Origin of the sequence: Sorangium sp. So ce394, from assembly GCF_051474665.1 — a bacterium.
Lineage (GTDB): Bacteria > Myxococcota_A > Polyangia > Polyangiales > Polyangiaceae > Sorangium > Sorangium cellulosum_D.
Map to the genome: position 1 here is coordinate 11,123,716 of NZ_CP150339.1, position 25,071 is coordinate 11,148,786.

Consider the following 25,071-nt stretch of genomic DNA (forward strand, 5'->3'; position numbering starts at 1 on the left):
CCAGCGAAGCGCCTCGTGAAGCTGTCGTCGTTGCTGCGCGCCCTGATGCACGGGGGCACGGGGGTCGCGTTCGCCGTCCTCCTGCCGCGGGCCCTCTCGCTCGCCGCGCAGTGGGTGCTCGCGCTCTCGTCCCAGCCCGCGGCCCTCGCCGCGCTCGCCAACTACATGTCGCGCGGGGTGGTCGCCGTCGCGCTGGTCCACGCCGGCCTCGCGCCGATCCTGGCGCGCCGGACGCGCGCGCTCTCGACGAAGGCGGGCCGCGCGCTCGCCGGCGGCGCGCTCGCGATGATCGCCGCGGTCGCCTTCAGCATCACGCTCACGCACGAGCTCGCCCTCGGGCTGGGCGGCGCGGCGGGGCTCATCACGGCCTTCTTCAGCGGGTGCTCGCTGCTCGCCGCGGCCTCGCCCAGCCTCTGGCCGCTCTTCCAGCGCGAGGGCCGGTATCTCCAGTCGCTCGCGGTGCTGCTCGTCTTCTCGCCTGGCGCGTCGATGCTGGCCGCGCTGGCCGGCCTCCCCGGAGGCGTGGCCACGGCCCTCGGGCTCGCCAGCGCCTCGCCCGCGCTGCTCCTGCTGCGCCCGACCCGCCTCCGGCGCGCCGCCCGCTACGCGGTGCTCATCGTCCGGCGGGCGTTCCCGTACTCCATCGCGACGTTCTCGACGGTGGTCGTCTATCCCATCTCGCTCAGCGTGAACCTGAAGTACATCGGCGAGCATCGCGTCGGGCAGCAGGTGCTCTACTGGTCGTTCGCCGTGGCCTTCTCGAGCGCCTCGCAGGCGTTCGCCGCGCGCGGCGTCTCGGGCGCGAGCGGCTCGGGCGACGAGGCGACCTGGCAGCCGCGCGCCCTGCGCGCCTGGCTGCCGGCGGGGCTCGCGCTCTGGGCCATCGGCGCCGTCATCTACGCGCTCTTTGCGATCCCGATCCCCTGGATCCCTCATACGGGGGCCGCGCGTGACGCCATGACGGCGACGATGCTGGTCTCCGTGGCGGGTCCGCTCATCACCGACACCTTGTGCGTCTACTTCTCCGGCCCGCGTTCGCGCCGCGCGCTCCCCATCGGCAGCGTGCTGAGCAGCGCCTGTGTGGCCGGGGGCCTCCTCTTGGCGCCGGAGCTCCTGGTCCGCCATTTCGGCGTGTTCGGCCCCTCGGCGCTGGTCGGCGTGGCCCGCCTCGCCTTCGTGATCGACGCGTCCATGCGCCGCTACGCGCTCGGAGCGATGTTCCTGCTCATCGCCGCGTACGCCGCCGCGCTGGCGCTCGGGCAGAGCGTTAGCTTCTAAGTACCGCGGGTCAGCAATCCCGCCAGGGATCTGCCTCGCGAGAGAAGAGAGATTCAACGCAAAGGCGCAAAGGGCGCAAAGACGCAAAAAAGCATTAATATTGATTCTTTTGCGCCTTTGCGCCTTTGCGCCTTTGCGCCTTTGCGCCTTTGCGTTGAATTCTCTCTCTGGATCCGTTGGCTGGACTCCTGGTGGGTGGAACTGGTCTCGACTTGGGTACAGCGGTCCGGCGTCGGCAGCTGTACCCACCTCGGCGCTAGGACCGCGCGGCGCTCCCGCGGCGGCGCGCCGGAACGGCCGCCGTGGCTCGGGCCCTGCCGAGGGCGAGGAGCGCGAGCGCGACGCCGCCGAGGCCAGCCGCCCACGAGGCGCCGGGCTGCCCGGGCGCCTCGGAGCAGGCGCAGCCCCGGCCATAGAGGAGCGTGTCCAACGGCAGCGCGCCGTCGGCGCCGCCCGCGCTGGCCCCACCGGCCCCCGCCCCGCCAGCGCCGCCAGCGCCCGCGCCGCCAGCCCCACCGGCCCCGCCGCCGCCACCGCCGGCCCCGCCGGCCCCGGCCCCACCGGCGCCGGCCCCGCCGGCCCCCGCCCCACCGGCGCCGTCCCCACCGGCGCCCCCTTCGCCCTGCGGCATGCGCACGATCACCCCGTCCGACGCGCGATCCGGGGAGAGCCCGGCGGCGGAGACCGCGCGGACGCCGACGTAGTACTTCGCCCCGTCGAGGAGCGGCAATCGGTCGATGGACGCCTCGGAGACGTCGCCGACGTCGCGCCACGGCGGCGAGCTCACGTAGTTCCCCTCGCCGCCCACGACCGCCACCTGATACGACGTCGCCGCCGGGACCTTCGACCACTTCACGTGGAGGGTGTCCCGGGTCTCGATCTCGTCGACGTCCTCGCTGGGGCTCGCGATCGGGTCGATCTCCCAGACGAACTCGGGCGCGGGCAGGATCTCGTGCCGCAGGTCGTAGAGGTAGCCGTCCGCGACGCTCACGACGATGTCGTCGTGGCCGTCGCCGTCGGTGTCCGCGAGGATCGGCGAGCCGACCGGCTCGCCGAAGGCGTACGACCACAGGAGGCGCTCCGAGCACGCGTCGACCGCGTAGAGGAAGCCGTTCGTGGAGCCGATGACGACGGCGGGGCCCGCGGACGGGAGCCCGGTGAGGTTCCGCGAGATCGCGGCGTCGCTGAGCTGGCCCATGACCGCGCCCGCCCGCTCCGCGGCCTGCTCGTCGGGGAACACGGCGTCGCCGGCGAGCACGATGGAGCTCGACTGGCCGGCGCCGGGGCCGTCGAGCTTGGTGAACGTGAGGCGCGCCGGCTGCAAGTACGAGCCCTCGACGAGGAGCGACCTCCCCTCGCACCTCGCGATCGCGCCGTGCGGGTACGGCCGGCTGTTCGCCGGCCCCTTCCAGAGCGCGGAGCTCAGATCGTGCGGCAGCGTTCGCTCGGGGTGGTACCCCCCTTGCAGCGTCATCTCGAGCTGCTCGTCGCCCGACACGTCCGCGAGGATCGGCATGAAGTAGGGGAACCGCTCGGTGCTCTCGCGGAGGGCGCGGCCGTCCCGGCCCGACAGCACCCGGGCGGAGTTGATCGCCACGACCACGTCCTCCCCCCCATCGCCGTTCCAGTCGGCGATCGCGACGGCCTGCGTCCCGGCCGAGGCGCTGAAGTCGTCCTTCCATCGCACCCCGCCGCTCCGATCGAGCGCGAGGATCTCGGTGCGGTAGGCGGCGTCGACCGTGAGCGCCACGAGCTCGGGCGCCCCGTCGCCGTCGAGGTCTCCGTGCAGCACGTCCCACGCGGGCGGCTTCTGCACCGCGGTCTCGCCCGTCTGCCTGCCGTTCGCGTCGAGCGCCACGACGGCGTACCTCGGCGGATCGACGAGCGGGTGGCGCCGCCGGAAGCACGCGAGCGTCGCCGGCGAGCTGTCGTCGGCGGGCCAGATCGAGGCGCCGAACGCGTCGACGACGCGCCAGGCCGGCTTGGCCGGCGCGACGTTGCTCGCGTCCTCGGACGCGATCCGGACGAGATCGCCCCGGCTATCGACGACGACGACGCTGTCGGCCGTGTCCCCCGGCGACAGCTTCGCCGCGATCGGCGCGCGGCCGAAGTTCACGTAGGCGCCTGGGCCGGCGAGGTAGCCGCCGACGCGCAGCCCAGGCACGACCTCGCGCCCCTCGTGCACGAGGTTCGTCGGCGCGAGCGAGGCGTCGAGCAGCGTGAGGAAGCCGTCCTCGCGGGAGACCATGAGCCGCGGCGACCCCGGAGACGTCGCCGCCGGCGCGTCGAGCGCCCCGACGCCGACGCCGAGGTCGACCCGGTAGGCCGCGGCCGGCGAGGCCCCGTCCGCGCGCGTCGCGTACGCGGTGACCACCACCGGCGCCGAGGTCGACTCGAGCACGAGCTCGCCGCGCCCGTCGCCGTCGAGATCCGGCATGATCAGCGCCTGGCTGAGCCCCGTGTGCTGCGCGCGCTCCCAGTCGTACCGCGTGCGGACCAGCTCCCCGTCGAGCGACCAGAGCCGTTCGACCCGCCGCCCTGCCGCGCGGCTGAACCGGAACGCCGACACGCGCTCCTCGCGCGAGGCGAGGATCCACTGCTCGGCGCCGGCCTCTCCCGGGACCGCTCCCTGCACGATCTCGTCGGGGATGACGGCGAGCTCGGCGCCGGTGGCCGCGTCGAGCACGAAGGACGTCCACGTCTCGCCCGTCTTGCCGCTCGCCAGCACCTCGAGCGCGCCGTCGCCGTCGAGGTCCCAGACGAGGCGCGTCGGCGCCCGGGCGTCGCCGCCGTCGTTGGGGCTGAGCGTCTTCCGCCAGGCGACGGCCAGCGACGGGCTCTCGCCCGGCCTGTACGCGAGCAGGGAGACCTCGCGCGCCCCCTGCACGCCGAACACCCGATTCTGGAAGCACAGCGCTTGCTGGCGGCTCGGGTGGTCGCCCAGCCGCACGGCCTCGCACATCGCGCCCCCGAGGTGCATTCCGACGAGCCCGGACTCCGCGAAGACGTCCCCAGACCCGGAGACGAAGAACAGCCGGTCGTGAGAGGACACGAGGAGATCGGCAGTTCCGTTCCCGTCCCAGTCGCCGACCGTGTCGATGGCGGCGTTGCAGTGCGAGCGCTGCGGCGGGGGGGGCAGCGTCTCCACGGCGCTGAACCCCCGCGCGAAGCTGTAGATGACGCCCGGGCTCTCGGTCTTCACCGCGCAGCAGCCGCACTCGTCGAGGAACAGATCGAGGTGGCCGTCATCGTTGAAGTCCGCGAGGCGCGCTGCGCCCAGCACGCCGAGCTCCGTGGCGTGCTCCATCCACAGGATGTCGCCGCTCGCTCCATCGAGCACGGCCGCCCCGGCGCCGGTCACGGCGACCACCTCGAGCAGCCCGTCCCCGTCGAGATCCTCGACCGCCTGCAGCCCCCGGAAGTCCATCGAAGGGGTCCTCCAGCGGGTGAAGCCCTGCGGATCGGAGAGCGTCACGCGCCCTCCGGAAGCGAAGAGCAGGTCGATCTCGCCATCCTGGTTCACGTCGCCTGCGAACATGCTCCTCGACGTGAGCGTGCCGCCCAGGTACGATCGCCAGTAGGGAGCCGGCTTGGCGATATTGCTCGTGGACGACGTGGCGCCCGTGCGCTGCGGGTCGTGACGGGCAGAAGGCCAGTCTGCAAACGCGTCGCTTCCGGCGAAGAGGAGCGCGGAGCACGCCGCCATCGCGCCTGCACGCGTTACCATCGATGACCGTGTCATTCTGCTTGTCCTCAGCGAGCGAGCGTAGCGCTGCGCACGCGGCCGAAGTGTAATCCATCCCGGAGGAGCGGCAGCAGCGAGCAAAAGTCCTCCCAGCGCGCGCTCCTCCGCGCCGCCGCCCGGGCGTTCAGGCCGTGGACAGCCCGACGTGCGCATGTTATACTACATCCCCGCCCAATTCGGAACGCCGGCTTGAATTTTGGGGACTTGGGGGGCACCTTAGCCCTCCGCGCGGCCCCCTACCCTGGGAAACGCGCTTAGAGCGTACGACTTATGGCTGACGAATTCAGAGCCCCCTCGCCTTCCCTGTCCCCCAGCGACGCTTCGGCCGAGCGCTCGTTCGATCTCGTCGCCGCCTGGCGCATCATCAGCAAGCACTGGGCCACCGCGCTCGCGACGATGATCTTCGTCGCCCTCAGCGTCACCTTCTACACGCTCGGACAGAAGAAAATTTATCAGTCGACGGCGACAGTGCAGTTCGATCCGAATCCTCCGAGGCCGCTCGGCCGCGGGGTCGACGCCGTGGTCGACATGGGCACTGGGTCGTATTGGAATAACCGCGATTATTACGAGACCCAGTACAAGGTCATCCGGTCGACGCGGGTGGCGCTCGCGGTCGTCGCCCAGCTCAGCCTGCAGAACGACACTTACTTCCTCGAGGACCTCCCGAAGGACGCGGCGGCCCCCGCGCCCAAGTCCGTGACCCCGGAGGAGGCCGCGGACCTGCTGCTCGAGCGGCTCTTGGTCGAGCCGGTGAAGGACAGCCGCCTCGCGGTCGTGCGTTACAACGATGCGGATCGCGAGCGCGCGCAGCGCGTGCTCGCCACCCTGATGGATGTGTACATCGAGCAGAACCTCGATGAAGCGCTCGCCTCGACGAACTCGGCCGTCGACTGGCTGAGGACGCAGCTCGACAAGCTGAAGAACGACCTGGAGGCGAGCGAGACCTCGCTCCACGAGTACAAGCTCAGCAACAATATCCTCGACGTGGACTTCGAGGACCAGACCAACCTGCTTCGCGAGGAGATGAAGCAGATCAACGACGCCCTCACGTCCGTGCGCACGCGACGGGAGGAGTTCGCCGCGCGGAGCCTCGAGCTGTCGAAGGTCGACCCGAACAGCTCGACCGAGCTCCCCGCCTCCGAGCTCATCCAGAGCCCGGTGCTCCAGATGCTGCGGGCGCGACAAGAGGAGTGCGTCCGCGAGCGCGACTCGCTCCTCGGCTCCGGCAAGGGCGAGAATCACCCGGAGGTCCGCGCGGCCAACGAGCGGATCGCCGCCAACAGGAGCGCGCTCATCGCCGAGGTCAAGAACGTCCAGGGAGCGGTGAACCGCGATCTCGCCATCGTGAAGCGCCAGGAGGCGGGCCTCGCGACGCTGCTCGAGAACGCGAGGAAGCAGGCCTTCGAGCTGAACTCGCTGAAGATCGAGTACGACCGCCTCCGCAGGACCAAGGACAACACGGAGAAGCTCTATCAGCTCGTGCTCGAGCGCACGAAGGAGAGCGACCTGCAGCGGATGATGCGGGTGAACAACATCCGCGTCCTCGACCGGCCGAGCCGCCCGATCGAGCCGCTGCGCCCCCGCGTCCCGACCAACATCGCGGTCGGCATCTTCGCCGGGCTGCTCCTCGGGATCGTGGCGGCGCTCGGGCGCGCGCTGCTCGATCGCACCCTGAAGACGCCGGATGAGGTGGAGCGGGAGCTCGGGCTGCCCCTCCTCGGCCTTTTGCCGGAGTTCGACAAAGGGAACAAGCGGGAGGCCGAGCTCCGCAGGGCGAACCGCCGCGGCAGGCGCGCGGCCCAGACGGGCCGTCGCGAGCTCGTCGTCCACGATCAACCGAAGAGCGGGATCGCCGAGGCGGCCCGCGCGATCCGGACCAACCTGCTCTTCATGGCGCCCGACCGCCCGTACAAGACGCTGCTCATCGCGAGCGCCGGGCCCGCGGAGGGAAAGACGACGGCGGTCTGCTGCATCGCCGTCGCCATGGCGCAGGCAGGGCAGAGGGTTGTCCTCATCGATTGCGACCTCCGCAAGCCGCGCCTCCACCATATCTTCGGAAAAGGCATGGAGATCGGCGTCACGAGCGCGCTGCTCGACGACTCGGTCATCGACGACGAGAGCGCGCTCAAGACGGAGGTGGAGAACCTCTATGTCATCCCCGCGGGCCCCATCCCGCCGAACCCGGCGGAGCTCCTGCACAGCGATCGCTTCAAGGCGCTGCTCCGCAAGCTCCAGGGCCGCTTCGACCGCGTGCTCATCGACAGCCCTCCCCTGGTCGCGGTGACCGACGGCACCGTGCTGTCCACGCTGGTCGACGGCACCGTGCTCGTCGTGCGAGCGGCCGTCACGACGCGCGACTTCGCGCGCCACGGCATCCGGGCGCTCTACGACGTCGGGGGCAAGACCGTGGGGGTCGTGCTGAACGCCGTCGACCTGAACCGCAAAGAGTACGGCGTCTACCACTACTACGGCTACAAGAGCGACGGTTACGCCCAGCCGCCTGCCGAGCCTGCGCCCGGAGGCCCCGCGGAGCCGCCTCCGCCGCCCCTGCCGAATTGAGGAGCCCCGGCCCTTGATGTCCTTGAGGCCCCCTGGCGCGTGGGGGATCCCCCGCGCCCCCGGCGCTCGGCGCGCTGCCAAGGCAGCCCCCGCCCGGGCGAGGGCGCCCCGCGTCCGGGTCGGGGCGGCGCTCCTCGTCGCCGCCCTCGCGGCGCTCGGCCCCGTCCTCGAGGGGTCGCTCGGCAGCGGGCTCGGGTGGACCCTCGGCATCGTGTTCCTGACGCTCGTCCCGTCGCTCGCCCGCGCCGGCGGCCCCCGCTTTCATCCGCTCGATCCGGAGACGTACGTGCCGGCGACGTACTTCCTCAGCGTCGCTTACACGCCCGTCCTGCGCCTGCTGATGTCCAGCAGCCTGCATCTGTCGAGCCGCGACGAGGCGGCCATGGAGGTGGCCTACGTCGGCGCGGCCGGGTGCGCGATCGTGTGCACCGCCCTGAGCCGGCCCCCCGAGGCGCCGAACGTGGAGCGCCTGGTGCCGGTGCACAGACCGAAGGCGATCCTGGACCAGGACTGGGGGAACCTGGTGGTCGGGCTGCTCGGGCTCGGGCTCGTGTTCGCGTGGATCGCCTCGATCGGCGTGAGGCGGTTCTTCACGCTGAGCTACGCAGACACCTACCTCGAAGGGTTCGGCAAGGGCATCCTGATCTCGGGCTGGTACTTGATCCAGCTCGCGGCCGTTTACTTCTTTCTCCGGTTCGCGTCGCTCCGCAAGGCCCGCCTGCGGGCCCCCGCGCTGGTGTCCGTCGCCGGGGCGTCGTTCCTGATGAGCTTCCTGCTCTACACGGTGACGGGGCGGCGCGGCGCGCTGATCTTTGCCGTCGCCTCCGTCGGGCTCGCGCTGCATGCCTACGGGATGCAGATCCGGCGCCTGTGGCTGGCGCTGGGCGTGGTGTGCGCCGTCTTCTACGGCATCGCCATCGACGGGTTCCGCTTCAAGCAGGGCAGCGGGCTCGACGCGCAGCTCGAGTCGGCGGCCGCGCGCATCGAGCAGACCGAGAACGTGATGGAGATCGGCGAGCTCCAGCGCATCTATGAGAACCTCGTCAGCATCGTGAACGAGAAGCCTCCCCTCGTGGAATACCCGGGCGAGAGCTGGGTCAACGCCGTCCTCATCCTCGTTCCCAGCCCGGTCTGGCCCGACCGGCCGCTCGCCCTGTCGCAGCGCTATGTCCTGTGGAAGGATCCCGACCTCGCGCGGCGTGGCGGCGGCCTGGCGCTGAGCGCCGCCGCGGAGGGGTACCTGAACCTCGGCCTCGTCGGTACCTTCATCCAGATCTCGGCGATGTGCGCCCTCTTCTTCATGCTGCCGCTCGTCCTGGCGGCCGCGCGCGACACGTCGCTCCTCGGCCGTGCGACCGGCGCGTGCCTCGCCTCCTTCTCGTACAACCAGTTCCGGGGCGAGCTCACCGCCCTCCTCAAAATCTCGTTCACGCTGGGGTTCGCGGTCCTCGTGGCGATCTTGACGGCCTCGTTCGTCAACCTCGTGCGGCGTAAGCTCGCTGCCATGGGTAAAGTGCGCCATGGATATGAGCGGCCCCTGCGCCACAGACGCCTCGGCCAGCCGTCATCGTCGGGCCAGTAGGGCCCCCGCGTCGCCGTCCGGGTGCCGGCGGCCTGCTTCGCCTCGGTCCGAGGCTGCAGCGGCCGCGGGCGCGAGCTCCGCCAGGAGAACGGCCGAACCAACCCCCAACGAGGATCTGGCCTGAAGCGCCACGCAGATCATGCGCATCCTTTACGTCTCCCCTTACTTCCCGCCCGAGCCGGGCGCCCCCGCGGCGCGCGTCTCGGAGCTCGCCCGAGCCTGGCGTCGCGCCGGACACGAGGTCACCGTCCTCACAGGTCTGCCGAACCACCCGACCGGGGTCGTCCCGCCCGAGTACCGAGGTCGGGTCCGCATCGAGGAGGACTTCCATGGAGTGCGGGTCCTCCGCACGTGGATCTACGCCGCCCCCAACCGGGGCACGGTGCGGCGCTCGCTGGCGTACGGGTCGTTCGCCGCCTCCGCGCTGACGCTCGCGCAGCTCGCGTTGCCTCCGAGCGACGTGCTCATCGCGACGAGCCCCCACTTCTTGACGGCCGTCGCCGGCTACGGGCTCGCCGCGCCCCGCCGGCTGCCGTTCGTCTTCGAGGTGCGCGACCTCTGGCCCGAGTCCATCGTGGCCGTGGGCGCGCTCCCGGCGGGGCATCCGGTCGTGCGTGGGCTCACGGTCGTCGAGGAGCAGCTCTACCGGGTGGCCGACGAGATCGTCGTCGTCACGCAGAGCTTCCGCGAGCGCCTCGTCGCCCGGGGCGTGCCCGCCGACAAGATCGACGTCATCCGCAACGGCGTCGATCTCGGCCGCTTCACGCCGTCGCCGCGCGACACGCCGCTCCGGGCGAAGCTCGACCTCGGGGACCGCCTCGTGGTGGCGTACGTCGGCACGCACGGGATGGCGCACGGCCTCTCCGCGGTGCTCGACGTGGCCCAAGGCCTGCTCGCGCGCGACGACATCCGCTTCCTCTTCGTCGGAGAGGGGGCGGAGCGGGCGAGCCTGGAGGCGCGCGCGCGTGAGCTCGGGCTCACCAACGTGACGTTCCTCGGCGCGCTCCCGCGCGACGCGATCGCCGAGGTGTACGCCACCGCCGACATCTGCCTCGTTCCCCTGCGCAAGACCGAGCTGTTCGAGACCGTGATCCCCTCGAAGATCTTCGAGATCCTCGCCATGGCGCGCCCGGTCGTGATCTCGGTCGACGGCGAGGCACGGCAGATCGTCGAGGAGGCGCGCGCCGGCATCTTTGCTCCGCCCGAGGACGTGCCGGCCATGACCCGGGCCATCGTCGAGCTCGCGTCCGACGCCGACAGGCGGCGCCGCATGGGGGAAGCGGGGCGATCCTACGTCATGCGTTCGTTCGATCGCGACGCGCTCGCGCGCGACTACATCGAGGTGCTGGAGCGCGTGCTCCTTCGCTCGGGCTCTCGAGGAGAACAGGGGAGGAGCAGGGCATGAACCTCCCGCGCATCGCCCGTACCGTGGCGCAGCTCCATCCGATTCAAGTGCTCGCCCGCCCGCTCGCGCTCGGTCGGCGCGCGCTCGGCAAGGTCCCCACGTCGGCGCGACCTCCGCGCGTCCGCCCCGGCTTCGCCCCGCCGCGCGCGCGCTTCGCGGCCTTCGCCGACGCCGAACGAGCGCGCGGCGGCGCGCGCCTGGCCGCGATCCCCGAGGGATCGCTGCTGCATGCGTACGAGCGCGCCTATGGCTACGAGCTCGGGGCCGATCCGACGCTCGAGGCCCCGAGCGCGTGGGACGACCCCATCGCGTCGCACCCGTTCCCCGCCTCGGTGCGCGCGCGCCGGCTCGCGGTCGCCGCGCGCCTCGGGCGTCCTGGGCTCTCGGCCGAGCTCGGGCGCGCTTGTCGGGCCATCGCGCTCGGCCTCGAGCTGCACCTGCTCGGCAATCATCTGGTGGAGAACGCCATCGGGCTCGTGTGCGGCGGCGCGGTGACCGAAGGGCTCGAGGCCGAGGCGTGGTGGAAGCTCGGCTCGGCGCTCCTCGCCTGGCAGCTGCCGGAGCAGTTCCTGGAGGACGGGGGGCATTTCGAGCTCTCCGCCTCGTACCACCTCGCGCTGACGGCCGCGTTGCTCGAGGCGATCGAGCTCGCGCAAGCGTCCGGGCGCGAGGTGCCCGAGCTCTGGCGGACGACGGCCGAGAGGGCGCTCTCGTGGGCCGCGGCGGTCCGCGCTCCGGACGGCACCTATCCTCTGTTCAACGACGCCGCGCTCGACGCCGCGCCCGAGCTCGATGTCGTCCTCGGCCTCGGCGAGGAGCTCGGCCTCTTCGATCCGGCCCGATCGCCCGGCGCAGCGCCGGACGGCGCGCCGTCGCTCCACCGCCTCGCGTCGACCGGCTGGGTGATCCTGCGCTCCGGCGCTGGGGCCTGGCTCGCGTTCGACGCCGGGGCGGACGGGGCGTCTTACCAGCCGGGGCACGTGCACGCCGACGCGCTCACGTTCGAGCTGTGGATCGGGGGCGAGCGCGCCGTCGTCGATTACGGCGTCTCCAGCTACAAGGCGGATCGCGATCGGGAGGAGACCCGGGCCACGCGCGCGCACAACACCATCGAGCTCGGCGGCGCCGACTCGAGCGAGGTGTGGAGCGCTTTCCGCGTCGGCCGCCGTGCCCGCGCCGAGGTGCGCCGGATCGAGCAGGCCCGCGCGCATGTCGCCGTGGAGGCTGAGCACGACGGATACCGGTTCCTCCCTGGAGCCCCCGTGCACCGGCGGGCGCTCGAGCTCTCCGAGCGGGAGCTCGCCATCCGCGACGAGATCATCGGCGGCCGGACGAGCGCGTGCTCGCGGCTCAGGCTCGACGAGGCCGCGTTGCGGACCGGATCGATCGCGATCGAGGGCCGGGCGCTCACGCTGGACCGGAGCTCGGGCGTGTGGTTCCCCCGCTTCCGGCAGCCGCAGGCGGCGGTGGTCTTCGCGGGCAGCTTCCAGGTCCGGGGCGGCTTTCGCGGCGGGTTTCGCGTCCGGTGGTGACGCGCCCCGCTCGAGCGTGGGCCGGGCCATCGACGCCCCTGGGGAGCGTTCCTCGGCCGCGACCCCTGACCTGATTCAACCTTCCAGGACTGCGTGGGATTCGAGAACCGGTGATAAAGCGCGTTCGTCGTAGCGTTCGAAGCGACGACGTGATGAGCGCGCTCTACGGTGTCTCGTGGATTGTCCTGCGGGCCCAGCGGTGGAGGCCGAAGGCCGCTGGACGAGGCGGCTCAGACCACCGACAGGCGCCCCTGGGCGAGCGGCTCCAGCGTGCGCGAGGACGGCCGGCGCAGCAGCAGCCGCTCCGCCGAGTCGGCCACGAGCTGCAGCAACATGTCCGCCTGCGGGTTGACCGCGCTCTCCTCGCTGTCCCAGCGGAACCGCAGCTCGACGGTCTCGCCCCCGAGGTCGAAGGTGAACACCGCGGCCACCGCCTCGCGCAGCTGCAGCGGCGTCGCGATGTCCCGCGTCCAGGTCCAGGGCTTCACGCGCGCGCTGCCGTTCGCGCCCTTGGAGCTCACCTCCATGGCCAGGAGCCGCGCCTCGGCCGCGAAGCGCTCGAGCACCACGCGCAGCCGCTCGGGCCCGCTCGCGGTCTCGATCTCGAGCAGCGCCCGCGGCACGGCGCGGCGCAGCGCCTCGACGACCGCCTCCCGCGAGCGCTTGGAGGCGGCGGGGCGGGCCCCGAAGAGCGCGAACGAGCCCGCCGCGCGCACCACGATGAAGAGCACCGCGCTGCAGGCCACCAGCGCGAAGCCGATCTCGTGCGAGCGGCCGACGTACGCCACGAGCGCCATCACGGTGAAGAGCAGGCTCAGCCCGTAGAGGATCAGCACCGCGCCGCGGTGCGAGTGGCCTTTATCGAGGAGCTTGTGGTGGATGTGCGACCGGTCTGCCGAGAAGATCGGCCTGCGGGCGATGAAGCGCCGCACCATCGCCGAGATCATGTCGAAGATCGGCAGGCCCAGCGCGAGCAGCGGCACGAGGACCGCGAGCGCGGTTCCACCCTTGGCCGTGCCCACGCCGAAGAGTGGGATCGCCGCGAGCATGAACCCGAGGAACATGCTCCCGGTGTCGCCCATGAAGATCGTCGCGGGGTGGAAGTTGTGGAACAGGAATCCGACGATCGCGCCCGCCAGCGTCGCCGCCAGCAGGCAAATCACCAGGTTGCCCGGGTAGCCGCCCAGGTATGCGGTGATGAAGTTGGCGACGCACGCGAAGAAGCCCACGCCCGCGGCGAGGCCGTCGAGCCCGTCGATCAAGTTGACCGCATTGATGATCGCGACGAACCAGGGGATCGTCACGAGAAAGGACAACGGCCAGAAGGAGACGTGGCCGAAGTACGGCAGCGTCACACACTCGAGGCGGAGCCCGCAGATCCACGCGATCGACGCGGCGAGGATCTGGGCGAGCAGCTTGTGCCGCGCGCGCATCCCCTTGGAGTCGTCCCAGGCGCCTGCCGCCGCGATCGTCAGCCCGCCCGCCAGCAGGCCCACGACGAGCGAGCGCTGCGAGAACCACTGAAGCGCGATGTCGGTTTGCAGCGCAACGAGGATGAAGAGCGGCAGCAAAAAGCCTGCGACGATGGCGAGCCCGCCAAGGCGCGGGATGCGCCGGGTGTGCACGCGGCGCGCGGTCGGCTCATCGACCGCACCCACAGCGAACGCCACCCTCCGCGCGAGCGGCGTCGCCGCCCAGGAGAGCACCAGCGCAAGGATAACCGCAGTGAGCGTACTTACCATCGCTCTCCTTCCCTTTGGGAGTCCCCCCCCCTTTTGGTGCAGCGCGGAGCGCGATATTCATAGCTCGTCATATAAAACGCCAGAAAAGCCTTGGTCGATGTGCCCCTACTACCTCAACAATGCGCCCGAGACAACCCGGGGGGCAGGTTACGGACACAAGTGTGCGCGTCAGGTAAGAAAAAGCCCTAGTAAGCCAACCTTCCGTCATGGTGAGAGATCACACACTTTACACTTACACTGTAAATATCTATGTTTGAGGCGTTTTGCGGCGGTTGATGATCGGAAAAATGCGGTGTCAGTGTCCGTCGATTCCCTTGTTGTCGCGCGGATCGTCGGCAGCCACGACGCAAGTCAAACTTGCTGATCGCTCGATTCCGACGGTCTGTGCGGCGAGCACAATGCACCTCACCGTTCGTCCAGGTGCGATGATCCGCAACGCGCTGCCCGCGACGTCCGTGCTCGAGGCGCTCCATTCACGGTGACGTTGGCTCCGAGGATGGTATTGCCGAGCTCAGCCGACCTGACCCGGCATAGGCGTCCTCGCCTCACCCCAGGAATGTACCCTCCAGGGGTGTCTCTTCGGTTGCGGAGAGCCTGTCAGAGCGTGACATCGTGGCTCCGGCTGCAACGGCGGCGGCCTCAACCTGGGACGCCGGCGGCGGCCTCAACCTGGGACGCCGGCGGCGACCTCAACCTGGGAGGGCGGAGCGGCGGCCTCAACCTGGGAGGCCGGAGGGGCGGCCTCAACCTGGGACGCCGGCGGCGGCCTCAACCTGGGAGCCGCGGCGGCCTCAACCTGGGAGGCCGGAGGCGCGGCGGCCTCAACCTGGGACGCCAGCGCAACCTGGGACCGCCGGGCCGGCGGCCTGGGCGCCGCTCCCTGCCGGTACCAGTACAAGCCGGTTGACAGCCTCCGTCCAGCGCCCTAGAAGGTCCGCAACCCTCACGCATACGTAAGGGTCAGGGTTTCAACCTGACGCACCCATGACGACCCGGCACCACCTCCCTGTCGCGCACGAGCACAGCATTGACGGGTCCCTCCTGTCCAGAACGGACGGGACACGGGCGGGGGGCTGCGCTGAGGTCGAGGAAGACGAGCGCCTCCTGCAGGTGGGCGACATCGCCAAGGCGACCGGGAAGACGGTGCGGGCCATCCACCACTACGAGGAGGTCGGGCTGCTCAGACCGCACGCCCGCTCCAAGGGGCGCTACCGGCTCTACGACCACGCGGCCCTCACCCGGGTCCGGTGGATCGGCAAGCTCCACGACCTCGGCCTGTCGCTGAGCCAGATCCAGCAGATCGTCTCGACCTGGGAGTCGTCCTCGTCGGCCCCCGGCGCCATGTCGCGCATCCGGGACGTCTACCAGCAGAAGCTCGAAGAGGTGCGGGAGCAGATCGCGCACCTCGAGAACCTCGAACACGAGCTCGTCGCGAGCCTCGCCTACCTCGACACCTGCGAGACGTGCGACCCGGCAGAGCTCGTCGCCGCCTGCACGAACTGTAATCTTCACGACAAGAGCAAGGCTGAGCCCGAGCTCGTCGCCGGGATCCGCGGCGGCAATGGGCAGTGCCGCCAGGGCTCGAATCACCGCTGAGCGAGAACATCATGGCCATCCAACTTCCGATCTACATGGACTACCACGCGACGACCCCGGTCGATCCGCGTGTCCTCGACGCCATGCTGCCGTACTTCAACAGCAAGTTCGGCAACGCCGCGAGCCGGAGCCACGTCTTCGGCTGGACCGCCGAGGAGGCCGTCAGCCACGCTCGCGAGACGCTCGCCAAGTTCGTCGGCGCGTCGAACCCGAAGGAGATCATCTTCACCTCCGGCGCGACCGAGAGCGACAACATCGCCATCAAGGGGGTCGCCGAGTTCTACAAGGACAAGGGCAACCACATCATCACGAGCGTCATCGAGCACAAGGCCGTGCTCGACACCTGCAAGCGGCTCGAGAAGCAGGGCTACGAGGTCACCTACCTCAAGGTCGACAAGTACGGGATGGTCGACCCGGACGACGTCGCCAAGGCGATCACCGACAAGACGATCCTCGTCTCGATCATGCTCGCCAACAACGAGGTCGGCACGGTCCAGCCCATCGCCGAGATCGGCAAGATCACGAAAGCGAAGGGCATCCTCTTCCACAGCGACGCGGTGCAGGGCGTCGGGAAAATCCCCTTCAACGTCGAGCAGATGGGGGTCGACCTCGCGTCGGTGACGGCCCACAAGATCTACGGGCCGAAGGGCATCGGCTGCCTCTACGTGCGCAGGTCGAAGCCGCGCGTCCGCATCACCGCGCAGATGGACGGCGGCGGCCACGAGTTCGGCATGCGGTCCGGCACGCTCAACGTGCCCGGCATCGTCGGGTTCGCCAAGGCCGCCGAGATCCTCCTGGAGGAGGGCGAGGCGGAGTCGGCGCGCATCCTGTCGCTGCGCGAGCGGCTCAGGACCCGGCTCTGGAAGGAGCTCGACGCCATCCAGCTGAACGGCTCGCCCGACCGGCGCCTGCCGGGCAACCTCAACGTGTCGTTCAGCTTCGTCGAGGGCGAGGCCATGATGATGGCGATCAAGGACGTGGCCGTCTCCAGCGGCTCGGCGTGCACGAGCGCCAGCCTCGAGCCCTCCTACGTCCTGCACGCCATGGGCATCGGCGACGACCTGGCCCACTCGTCCATCCGCTTCGGGCTCGGGCGCTTCACCACCGAGGAAGAGGTCGATCACGTCGCCGACCTCGTGATCCGCAAGGTGAACAAGCTGCGCGACATGTCGCCGCTCTACGAGATGCACAAAGAGGGGATCGACCTCAACACCGTGCAGTGGGCGGCCCACTGAGGGGCCGCGCAGGCCCGTCAGAGCAAGGTTTCGAGAGGAAAGGAAACGGTCGAGGAGAGAGCCATGGCATACAGCAATAAGGTCATCGAGCACTACGAGAACCCCCAGAACGTCGGCACGCTCGACAAGAATGACGAGCGCGTCGGCACCGGGCTCGTCGGCGCTCCGGCCTGCGGCGACGTCATGCGCTTGCAGATCAAGGTCGGCGAGGGCGGCGTCATCGAGGACGCGAAGTTCAAGACGTTCGGCTGCGGGTCGGCCATCGCGTCGTCGTCGCTCGCCACCGAGTGGCTGAAGGGCAAGACGATCGACGAGGCGGAGACGATCAAGAACAGCATGATCGCCGAGGAGCTCCACCTGCCGCCGGTGAAGATCCACTGCTCGGTCCTCGCCGAGGACGCGATCAAGAGCGCGATCGCCGACTTCCGGGCCAAGCAGCAGGCGAAGAAGGAGCTCGGCGGCGCCGCGCCCGCGGGCGCCGCCGAGGGCACCGCGACGGCGAGCGCGGAGTAACACACCGGCTTCCGGGGCGGCCCGGAGCACCGGAGAGGGAGCAGCGCCATGCAGAGCAGCGAGGAGACGACCACGACCAGAGCCGCGGACGGCGGGGCCCAGCCCGCGCCCGCCGCGGCGGACGCCGCGCCCGCGCAGAGCAGCGGGGCCGCGGGAGAGGCGGAGGCCAAGTCGAAGCGGACGATCTCGGTGAGCGACGCGGCGGTCCAGGCCATCCGCGCCCAGCTCGCCAAGCGCGGCACGCCCGAGGGCGCCATCCGGGTCGGGATCCGCGGCGGCGGCTGCTCCGGGTTCTCCTACGTCATCGAGTTCGAGGACAGACCGCCCCGATCCGGCGATTTCGTCCTGGAGTTCGCGGAGCCGGGCAAGGCCACGGTGCGCGTCTTCTGCGACAAGAAGAGCATCCTCTACCTGGGCGGCTCGGTGCTCGACTGGGAGAAGACGCTCATGTACCAGGGCTTCAAGTTCAAGAACCCGCACGAGGCGACGCGCTGCGGCTGCGGGCACTCGTTCACGGTGGCCTGAGCCGCCGCAGGGAGCGCCCGCCCTCGCCGCCGAGGCGCTCCTCCCCAGAGCACGTGATGACCGATCCCTTCGATATCCTGGGCGTCGAGCCTCGGTTCGACCTCGACCTGCGCGCGCTCGAGCAGCGCCACCGCGATCTCTCGCGCGCGCTCCACCCCGATCGCTACGCGGGCGCCCCCGCGGCCGAGCGGAGGCTCGCGCTGGGGCGCGCGATCGAGGCGAACGACGCCCTGCGCGTCCTCAGGGATCCGATCCGCCGGGCCGAGGCGCTGCTCCAGCGCGCCGGGATCGCGCGGGGCGAGGAGGGCGAGCAGAAGGCCTCCCCCGCCCTGCTGATGGAGATGATGGAGTCGCGCGAGGAGCTCTCCGAGGCGTCGAAGCGGCGCGATCGCGCGCGGATCGCGCGCCTCGGCGACGGGATGCGGGCGCGCGAGCAGGCGACCCTCGCCGCCATCCAGGCGGCCTTCGCCGCCGCGGGGGGCGACCCGGAACGGATGAAGGGCGTGCTCGCCATGCTGAGCGAGCTCCGCTACATCCGGCGCTTCCTCGACGAAGTGAGCGCAATCGAAGAAGAACTCGCGGATCAGACATGACCCTCCTCGAAATTTTCGACCCCAAGGCAAGGCCCAGCCCGATCGGCATCGATCTCGGGACGACGAACTCGCTCGTCGCCCGCGTGCGCGACGGCCGGCCCGTGGTCATCGACGACTGCAACGGCGAGCGGCTCGTGCCGTCGGTGGTGCACTACGACGAGCGCGGCCACGCGATCGTGGGCGACAGCGCGCGGCGGATGGCGCAGAGCCACCCGCGCGAGACGATCGTCAGCGTGAAGCGCTTCATGGGCCGCGGCGCGAACGACCCGGAGACGCGGCGGCTCGGGCCGTACGAGTTCGTGGAGCCGAAGGGCCCCGACGACGCGAAGAGCGTGCGCTTCAAGGTGCGCGACCAGGTCGTGACGCCCGTCGAGGTGTCGGCGGAGATCCTGAGGGAGCTCCGCACCTCGGCCGAGCGCGAGCTGCGGTCCGTGGGCGGCGCGGTGATCACGGTGCCGGCCTACTTCGACGACGCCCAGCGGCAGGCGACCAAGGACGCCGGCCGGCTGGCCGGGCTGGAGGTGCTGCGCCTGCTCAACGAGCCGACGGCCGCGGCGCTCGCGTACGGGCTCGACAAGCAGCAAAACGGCCTGTTCGCCGTCTACGACCTCGGCGGCGGGACGTTCGACGTCACCGTCCTGCTGCTCGACGACGGGGTCTTCCAGGTGAAGTCGACCGGCGGCGACAGCGCGCTCGGCGGCGACGACATGGACCGGGCGCTCGCCGAGCGGCTGCTCCAGGAGATGGGCGCGGCGCGGCGCACGCCCGAGGTGGTGCGGCTCGCGCTCGACACCGCCCGCAGCATCAAGCACGCGCTCACCGACGCGGAGCGGGTCGAGGTCGAGCTGCCCGTGCAGGCGGGCGCCGGCCAGCCGGCGTCGAAGGTCGTGACCGTGACCCGCGACGAGCTGAACGCGCTCATCGCGCCGATCGTGGAGCGCACGGGCGCGGCCTGCCGCCGCGCGCTCCGCGACGCGGGCGTCCAGGCCTCGGACGTCGACGGCGTGATCCTCGTGGGCGGCGCGACGCGCGTGCCGTACGTGCGCGACTACGTGGCGAAGCTCTTCGGCAAGGAGCCGCTCAAGGACATCGATCCGGAGGAGGTCGTCGCGCTCGGCGCGGCGATCCAGGCCGACATCCTGGCCGGCTCGATGGAGCGCGCGGACGAGGTGCTCCTGCTCGACGTGCTGCCGCTGTCGCTCGGCATCGAGACGATGGGCGGCGTCGCCGAGAAGATCCTGCCGAGGAACACGACGATCCCGGCCGGGGCGCGGCAGGTCTTCACGACCTACGCGGACAACCAGACCGGGTTCGACCTGCACATCGTTCAGGGCGAGCGGGAGCTCGCCGCCGACTGCCGGTCGCTCGCGCGCTTCGTGCTGAAGGGGATCCCGCCGATGCCCGCGGGCATGGCGCGGCTCGAGGTGACGTTCCGCGTGGACGCCGACGGTCTGCTCGGCGTGACCGCGCGCGAGCTGACGACCGGGGTCGAGCAGAAGGTCGAGGTGAAGCCGAGCTATGGGCTGACCGACGAGGAGGTGGAGAACATGCTCCTCGCGGCGCTCGACCACGGCGAGGAGGACCTGCTCAAGCGGCGGCTCGTCGAGGCGCGGGTCGAGGGCGAGCGCGTGGCGATGGCGACGCGCAAGGCGCTCTCCGCGGACGCCGACCTGCTCGGGCCAGGCGAGCGCGAGGCGATCGAGGCGGCGCTGAGCGCCCTCGACGCGGCGATCCGCGGCGACAAGCCGGGGCTGATCCAGGCGCGCACCGACGCGCTCGACGACGCGACGCGCGCGTGGGCGGGGCGGCGGATGGACCGCGCCGTGGCCAAGGCGATCGCGGGCAAGCAGGTCGAGGACGTCGAGGCGAACGTCGCCGCGGCGAAGGGCGTGGACGCGCACCTGGCCGAGCACCGCGGGGACGAGGCGGGCCGCGCGGCGGCCGAGGCGGGCGGCGCCAGCGCGGCGCAGGCCGCCGTCGAAGCGAGGAGGAGCTGATGGCCAAGGTCCGCTTTCTGGCGCACGGTCGCGCGTGGGAGGTCGAGGTCCCGGTGGGGTCGACCGTCCTCCAGGCATCGAAGTCCGTCGGCGCCCCCGAGGGTGACGCGTGCGGCGGCGTCTGCGCGTGCTCCACCTGCCACGTGTACGTCACGAAGGGGCGCGAGCTCCTCAGCGAGGCCGAGGAGGACGAGGAGGACATCCTCGACAAGGCGTTCGACGTGCGGTCGAGCAGCCGCCTCGGCTGTCAGGCGAAGATCCTGAGGGACGGCGAGATCGAGGCGGAGATCTCCCGGGAGAGCCTCGACGCCTTCTACAACGAGCACCCGAACGTGAAGGATCCGCGCAAGGGCTGAGCCCTCCGCGCGCCCGCCGAGCGCGGGCCGGCCGGGGCCGGGGTCACGACGGCGGTCTCGCCTTCGCCGGCGGCTTCGGCTCGCGCGGCGCGGGCGGCGGGTTGCGGAGCTTGTCCAGCTCGGTGCGCGCCTCCGCGGTGATGCGGCGAGCGATGTGGGCGAAGGCCGAGGCGGCCTCCCTGGCGGGCGGCGTCGAGACGATGGCGACGAGGTGCTGCGCGGCCGTCTTCCTGCCGATGGGGACGAGGAAGAAGGTCAGGGCGGCGAGCAGGAAGACGATGCCGTTCGTGAGGCGCTTGAAGAAATCGCCGACCACAGGCGCCGAGGGTAGATGAGCGAGCAGCCTGGGCCCAGTTCTTGGGGGTCGTTTGCCCTTCGATGAGGCGCCGAGGGCCGCGCGCCGACGCCGAGCGCGCGGGCCGTTGCACGGCCGCGGCGGGCCGCCCCGTGGCCGCTGCCCCTTGCCAGAGCGCCGGGGTCTCACGACAGATCACGGGTGGCTCGACCGGGGGACCGAGCCGTGGAGTCCGGCCGCGCCGGTTCCATGCAGCGCTCGGCGCGTCCCCCCGGCGAGAGCCGGAACAAGGAGGGGACGAAAATGCTCAGGCCTGTTTTATTCACCATCTTGATCGGGACAGCGAGCCTGCCGGCCTCGGTGGCTGCGCAGGGGCAGGGCTCGCCAGGGCATCAAGGCCAGGCTGGCGAGGTCAAGCTCAGCAAGGCTGACCGGGAGTTCGTCGAGAAGGCTGGCCAGGGAGGGCTCCTCGAGGTGCGGCTCGGGCAGGTCGCGCAGCAGCGCGCCGCGAGCCCGGAGGTGAAGCGCTTCGCGCAGCGGATGATCGACGACCACTCCGCGGCGAACAAGCGGCTCGCCCAGGTCGCGCAGCAGAAGGGCATGCTCGTGCCGCAGGAGCTCGACAAGGATCACCGCGAGAAGGTCGACAAGCTGTCGCAGAAGACAGGGACCGAGTTCGACCAGGCCTACATGAGCGAGATGGTCGACGACCACGAGCACGACGTCGCGAAGTTCGAGAAGGCCTCGAAGGAGGCGAAGGACGCCGATGTGAAGGGCTTCGCCACGGCGACGCTCCCGCAGCTCCGCGAGCACCTCGCGATGGCGAAGCAGATCCACGGCAAGGTGAAGGGGAAGTAGCGGCGCGGGCGCGCCGGCCGCGCGCGGTGCGGCGCGGCGCGGACAATGCTCGGCCGAGGGCCGGCTCAGGCGACGACGCGCGCCGCGCGCTCGGGCGCCGCCGCGGGCGGCGGGGTCGTCCTCGACCTCGCCGCGCCGCGGACCGGCGCGAGCTTGCCCCGGAGCTTCTGGTACGCGGCCGCGTCGATCGGCTCGCCCCGCACCCAGGCGCGGAGGAACGGCAAGACGCCCGTGTCCCACGCGGCGCTGAGGCGCAGCGCGAGGAACTCGCCGTAGAGCGCCGTGAAGAGCGTCTCGAGCTCCTCGATGAGGTACATGCGCTCGTAGAACTGCTCGTCCACGGCGTCCTTGACGACGCTCGGGATCTTGACGCCCGCGAGCGCGAACGCGTCGGCGTTGAAGAGGAACGCGTACTCGAGCTCTCCGCGGGTGACGCGGACGCGCGCCTGCGACGGGAGCTTGCCCTGGCGCAGCGCCTCGTGGGCCTCGGGGGCGCTGCTCGGCGCCGCGCCCTTGAGCCGGCTCTGCTCCTTCTCCTGGACCAGCGTGATCTGCCCCTCGAGCCAGAGCTCGCAGACGCCGAGGGCGTCGAGGGAGAAGCGGCCCTCGAAGAGCTCGCTCTCGAACCAGAGCCAGACAAGGAATTCTCGGCCGACGAACCGGCGCTGCTCGATCAGCTCGGCGAGGCTCACAGGGCACCTCCAAGGGTCGATTCGGCGTGGAAGACGGTGGGCTTGAGCACCTCGAACGCGGCCAGCTGCTCGCTCGTCAGGCCGAGCTCGCGGGCGGCCGTGTAGGGGCTCTCGGGCACGAGATCGAGCTCGAAGGTGTCCTCGAAGAGCTCCGCGAGCCCCTCGTGCGCGCGCGGCGACTGGTTCCAGAACCGCACGACGCCGGCCTCCAGGTTCCAGGAGAGGTCGACGACCTTCATCACCGGCATGAGCTGCGCGCGGAGCTTCCTCGACACGACCGCGCGGAGCTCCTCCTTCTCGCGCCGCCCGAGCTTCTCGCGGCCGCGCTTGGCGAGGTGCTCCCGCTCCGCCTCGGCGAAATGCGCCTTGAAGAGCGCCGCGGGCACCTGCCAGCGATCGGTCCTGAGGCCGAGGTTGAGGTACGAGTTGAAGAAGATCTTGCCGTGATCGAGCTCGCAATCGAGCGGGTTCTCGATGGAGCACCACCCGGCGCGCTGCTCCGCGTCCTCGTCGACCGTCAGCGGCCGGAACGCGCGGAGCCGGATTCGCTCGACGAACTTGTCGCGGAACCCCTCGGGGAGGTCGCCGCGGACATAGAACTTCGAGAATGAGATGGATCCTTTGAGTGCGCCCAAATGATCGTCCTTTCGTCCCGTGAAGGCGACGGAGGTAGCCGAGCGGATCTGGGGGGTCAAAAAACCGGACGACGCGGCGCCGCCGTGGAGGCGACGCGCGGCGAGGGCGCCTGCCGCCGGGGGGGGCAGCGCGGCGCGGTCGGGTCAGAGCGGCTGGGCGAGAGGCGGGCGCCGCCAGCGGCCCGCGAACGGGCCGGTGAGGTAGAAGCGGTAGCGAAGGAAGTAGGGCCGGTCGTCGGGACCGCAGAACGCGACGGTGGACCGCACGAAGCGCCCGAAGGCGTCGTCGCCGGGAGCCGCCGCGGGCCTGTGGCCGAGGGCCGGCGCGGGCGTCGCGGGGAAGCGGGGCGGCTCGCCCGCGAGGAACCCGTGCGGCAGCGCGCACGGCGCGGGCGGAGGAGGCGCCGGCGACGCGTCGCCGCCCGGGTCCGGAGCGGCCGCCTCCTCGGGGGGGACGTCGGTCGCGGCAGCGACGCAGGCCGCCGCGGCGCCCGCCGGCCAGATGAGGAGAACCAGCACACACAACGCGCCGCCGCTCGCCCTGGGCACCGCCGCCTCCGTTCACGAGGCGCAAGGCCGGCCGGAACGCCGGCGGTCGCGGCCGGTACACCGCGCCTGCGCACACGGCCGAGGAGCAACGGCGATGCCGCGCCGCCCGCGAAGCAGGGGCACGCGCCCAGCAGGAGCGTGCGCAGCGCAGGGGCGCTGCGCGCGCGCTCGAGAGGACCCGCGGCGAGCGGGCGCGCTCGAGGAACGGAGAGATCAGACGTTGAAGAGGAAGTGCGTGACGTCGCCGTCCTGGAAGACGTACGTCTTGCCCTCCACACGCAGCTTGCCGGCGCTGCGGATGGCGGCCTCGGTCCGGTGCTCGACGAGGTCGTCCACGCTGTAGACCTCCGCCCGGATGAAGCCCTTCTCGAAATCGCTGTGGATGACCCCCGCGGCCTGCGGCGCCGTGCACCCGACCGGGATCGTCCAGGCGCGGATCTCCTTGGGACCGGCCGTGTAGTAGCTCTGGAGGCCGAGGAGCCGGTAGGCCTCGCGCGCGAGCGTCGCGAGCGCCGGCTCCTTCATGCCCAGGCTCTCGAGCATCTCCGCGCGCTCCTCGGGCGCGAGCTCGTTCAGCTCGGCCTCGAGCTTGCTGCACACCGGCACGACGCCGCTGCCCTCGGAGGCGGCGCGCTCGCGCACCTTCGCCGCGAGCGGGCCCGTGCCGGAGACGTCGGACTCGTCGACGTTCGCCACGTAAAGGACCTTCTTCGCGGTGATCAGCCCGAACGTCTTCACGACCTTCCGCTGCTCGTCGTCGAAGGAGAGCCCGCGGACCGGCTTGCCCGCCTGGAGCGCCTCGAGACACCGCTCCATGAGGGCGATCTTCGGCAAGAGCTCCTTGTCGCCCTTCGCCTGCTTCTTCGTGCGCTCCAGCATCCCCTCGAGCGAGCCGAGGTCGGCCAGCATGAGCTCCGTCTCGATCGTGTCGATGTCGCGGAGCGGATCGACGCCGCCGTCGACGTGCACGACGTCGGCGACCGTGAAGCAGCGGACGACGTGGAGGATCGCGTCTACCTCTCGGATATGGCTCAGGAATTTGTTCCCGAGCCCCTCGCCCGTGCTCGCGCCGCGCACGAGCCCGGCGATGTCGACCACCCGCACCATGGCGGGGACGATCTTCTCGGTCTTGATGTACTTCGCGAGCGTCGCGAGCCGATCGTCAGGGACAGGGACGGCGCCGACGTTGGGCTCGATCGTGCAGAACGGGTAGTTCTGCGCCTCGGCCTTCGCGGCCGTCAGGGCGTTGAACAGGGTGCTCTTGCCCACGTTGGGCAGTCCGACGATGCCGACCTCGACGCTCATGGCGCGCACGTCTAGCACAGGGAGGGTCGCGCGGCCCGGCGCCGCGGCAGATCCGCCCTAAGGGGCTTCCGGACCCGAG

General features: G+C 71.1%; 20 protein-coding genes. 13 read left to right on the top strand and 7 right to left on the bottom strand.

Going from position 1 to position 25,071, the window contains the following annotated elements; genetic code table 11:
• The first annotated feature begins 15 nt into the window (after nt 1–15).
• Nucleotides 16–1,278, top strand: a complete 1,263-nt coding sequence (locus WMF33_RS41080; protein WP_437333707.1) for a hypothetical protein — start codon at nt 16–18, stop codon at nt 1,276–1,278.
• Nucleotides 1,279–1,534: 256 nt separating this feature from the next.
• Here the strand turns inward: WMF33_RS41080 and WMF33_RS41085 are convergent, their stop codons facing one another.
• The gene (locus WMF33_RS41085; protein ID WP_437333708.1) at nt 1,535–5,005 is read right to left on the bottom strand and encodes an FG-GAP-like repeat-containing protein; all 3,471 of its coding nucleotides are present in this window, start codon (nt 5,003–5,005) and stop codon (nt 1,535–1,537) included.
• Between the two features lie 288 nt (nt 5,006–5,293).
• Here WMF33_RS41085 and WMF33_RS41090 point away from each other — a divergent pair, with 288 nt between their 5' ends.
• From WMF33_RS41090 to WMF33_RS41105, 4 genes are all read left to right on the top strand, one after another.
• A complete protein-coding gene (locus WMF33_RS41090) occupies nt 5,294–7,582 on the top strand; it encodes a GumC family protein (RefSeq protein WP_437333709.1) in 2,289 nt (762 codons plus the stop codon).
• 16 nt (nt 7,583–7,598) lie between these two features.
• Nucleotides 7,599–9,164 carry a hypothetical protein gene (locus WMF33_RS41095; protein WP_437333710.1) on the top strand — a complete coding sequence of 522 codons (1,566 nt, stop codon included), beginning with the start codon at nt 7,599–7,601 and terminating at the stop codon, nt 9,162–9,164.
• Between the two features lie 139 nt (nt 9,165–9,303).
• Nucleotides 9,304–10,569 (top strand): glycosyltransferase family 4 protein, encoded by a 1,266-nt coding sequence (locus WMF33_RS41100; protein WP_437333711.1) that lies wholly within the window; start codon nt 9,304–9,306, stop codon nt 10,567–10,569.
• On the top strand, nt 10,566–12,101 hold the full coding sequence (locus tag WMF33_RS41105; protein WP_437333712.1) for a heparinase II/III domain-containing protein: 1,536 nt from the start codon (nt 10,566–10,568) through the stop codon (nt 12,099–12,101). The genes WMF33_RS41100 and WMF33_RS41105 overlap by 4 nt, the downstream gene beginning before the upstream one ends.
• A gap of 230 nt (nt 12,102–12,331) precedes the next feature.
• Here the strand turns inward: WMF33_RS41105 and WMF33_RS41110 are convergent, their stop codons facing one another.
• Nucleotides 12,332–13,807: a glycosyltransferase family 4 protein gene (locus WMF33_RS41110; protein WP_437333713.1), complete on the bottom strand. Its 1,476-nt coding sequence runs from the start codon at nt 13,805–13,807 to the stop codon at nt 12,332–12,334.
• A 1,020-nt stretch (nt 13,808–14,827) separates the two neighbouring features.
• Here WMF33_RS41110 and WMF33_RS41115 point away from each other — a divergent pair.
• The 7 genes from WMF33_RS41115 to WMF33_RS41145 all read left to right on the top strand — a co-directional run bounded on the left by WMF33_RS41115 (nt 14,828) and on the right by WMF33_RS41145 (nt 20,658).
• Nucleotides 14,828–15,439 (top strand): MerR family transcriptional regulator, encoded by a 612-nt coding sequence (locus WMF33_RS41115; RefSeq protein ID WP_437333714.1) that lies wholly within the window; start codon nt 14,828–14,830, stop codon nt 15,437–15,439.
• A gap of 17 nt (nt 15,440–15,456) precedes the next feature.
• On the top strand, nt 15,457–16,674 hold the full coding sequence (locus tag WMF33_RS41120; RefSeq protein WP_437339565.1) for an IscS subfamily cysteine desulfurase: 1,218 nt from the start codon (nt 15,457–15,459) through the stop codon (nt 16,672–16,674).
• Nucleotides 16,675–16,737: 63 nt separating this feature from the next.
• On the top strand, nt 16,738–17,187 hold the full coding sequence (iscU, locus tag WMF33_RS41125) for a Fe-S cluster assembly scaffold IscU (protein ID WP_061623030.1): 450 nt from the start codon (nt 16,738–16,740) through the stop codon (nt 17,185–17,187).
• A 48-nt stretch (nt 17,188–17,235) separates the two neighbouring features.
• Nucleotides 17,236–17,712, top strand: coding sequence for a HesB/IscA family protein (locus tag WMF33_RS41130; protein ID WP_437333715.1), 477 nt, complete (start codon nt 17,236–17,238; stop codon nt 17,710–17,712).
• Nucleotides 17,713–17,768: 56 nt separating this feature from the next.
• On the top strand, nt 17,769–18,305 hold the full coding sequence (hscB, locus tag WMF33_RS41135) for a Fe-S protein assembly co-chaperone HscB (RefSeq protein WP_061623028.1): 537 nt from the start codon (nt 17,769–17,771) through the stop codon (nt 18,303–18,305).
• Nucleotides 18,302–20,302 carry a Fe-S protein assembly chaperone HscA gene (gene hscA, locus WMF33_RS41140; protein ID WP_437333716.1) on the top strand — a complete coding sequence of 667 codons (2,001 nt, stop codon included), beginning with the start codon at nt 18,302–18,304 and terminating at the stop codon, nt 20,300–20,302. The genes hscB and hscA overlap by 4 nt, the downstream gene beginning before the upstream one ends.
• Nucleotides 20,302–20,658, top strand: a complete 357-nt coding sequence (locus tag WMF33_RS41145; RefSeq protein WP_437315423.1) for a 2Fe-2S iron-sulfur cluster-binding protein — start codon at nt 20,302–20,304, stop codon at nt 20,656–20,658. The genes hscA and WMF33_RS41145 overlap by 1 nt, the downstream gene beginning before the upstream one ends.
• Before the next feature lie 43 nt (nt 20,659–20,701).
• Here WMF33_RS41145 and WMF33_RS41150 read toward each other — a convergent pair whose 3' ends face one another.
• Nucleotides 20,702–20,974: a hypothetical protein gene (locus WMF33_RS41150; RefSeq protein ID WP_437333717.1), complete on the bottom strand. Its 273-nt coding sequence runs from the start codon at nt 20,972–20,974 to the stop codon at nt 20,702–20,704.
• 282 nt (nt 20,975–21,256) lie between these two features.
• Here WMF33_RS41150 and WMF33_RS41155 point away from each other — a divergent pair, with 282 nt between their 5' ends.
• A complete protein-coding gene (locus WMF33_RS41155) occupies nt 21,257–21,811 on the top strand; it encodes a DUF4142 domain-containing protein (protein ID WP_437333718.1) in 555 nt (184 codons plus the stop codon).
• 65 nt (nt 21,812–21,876) lie between these two features.
• Here WMF33_RS41155 and WMF33_RS41160 read toward each other — a convergent pair whose 3' ends face one another.
• From WMF33_RS41160 to ychF, 4 genes are all read right to left on the bottom strand, one after another.
• A complete protein-coding gene (locus tag WMF33_RS41160) occupies nt 21,877–22,503 on the bottom strand; it encodes a hypothetical protein (protein ID WP_437333719.1) in 627 nt (208 codons plus the stop codon).
• Nucleotides 22,500–23,138 carry a hypothetical protein gene (locus WMF33_RS41165; RefSeq protein ID WP_437333720.1) on the bottom strand — a complete coding sequence of 213 codons (639 nt, stop codon included), beginning with the start codon at nt 23,136–23,138 and terminating at the stop codon, nt 22,500–22,502. The genes WMF33_RS41160 and WMF33_RS41165 overlap by 4 nt, the downstream gene beginning before the upstream one ends.
• 144 nt (nt 23,139–23,282) lie before the next feature.
• Nucleotides 23,283–23,657, bottom strand: coding sequence for a hypothetical protein (locus WMF33_RS41170; protein ID WP_437333721.1), 375 nt, complete (start codon nt 23,655–23,657; stop codon nt 23,283–23,285).
• Between the two features lie 243 nt (nt 23,658–23,900).
• Nucleotides 23,901–24,992 carry a redox-regulated ATPase YchF gene (gene ychF / locus WMF33_RS41175; protein ID WP_437333722.1) on the bottom strand — a complete coding sequence of 364 codons (1,092 nt, stop codon included), beginning with the start codon at nt 24,990–24,992 and terminating at the stop codon, nt 23,901–23,903.
• Nucleotides 24,993–25,071: the final 79 nt, after the last annotated feature.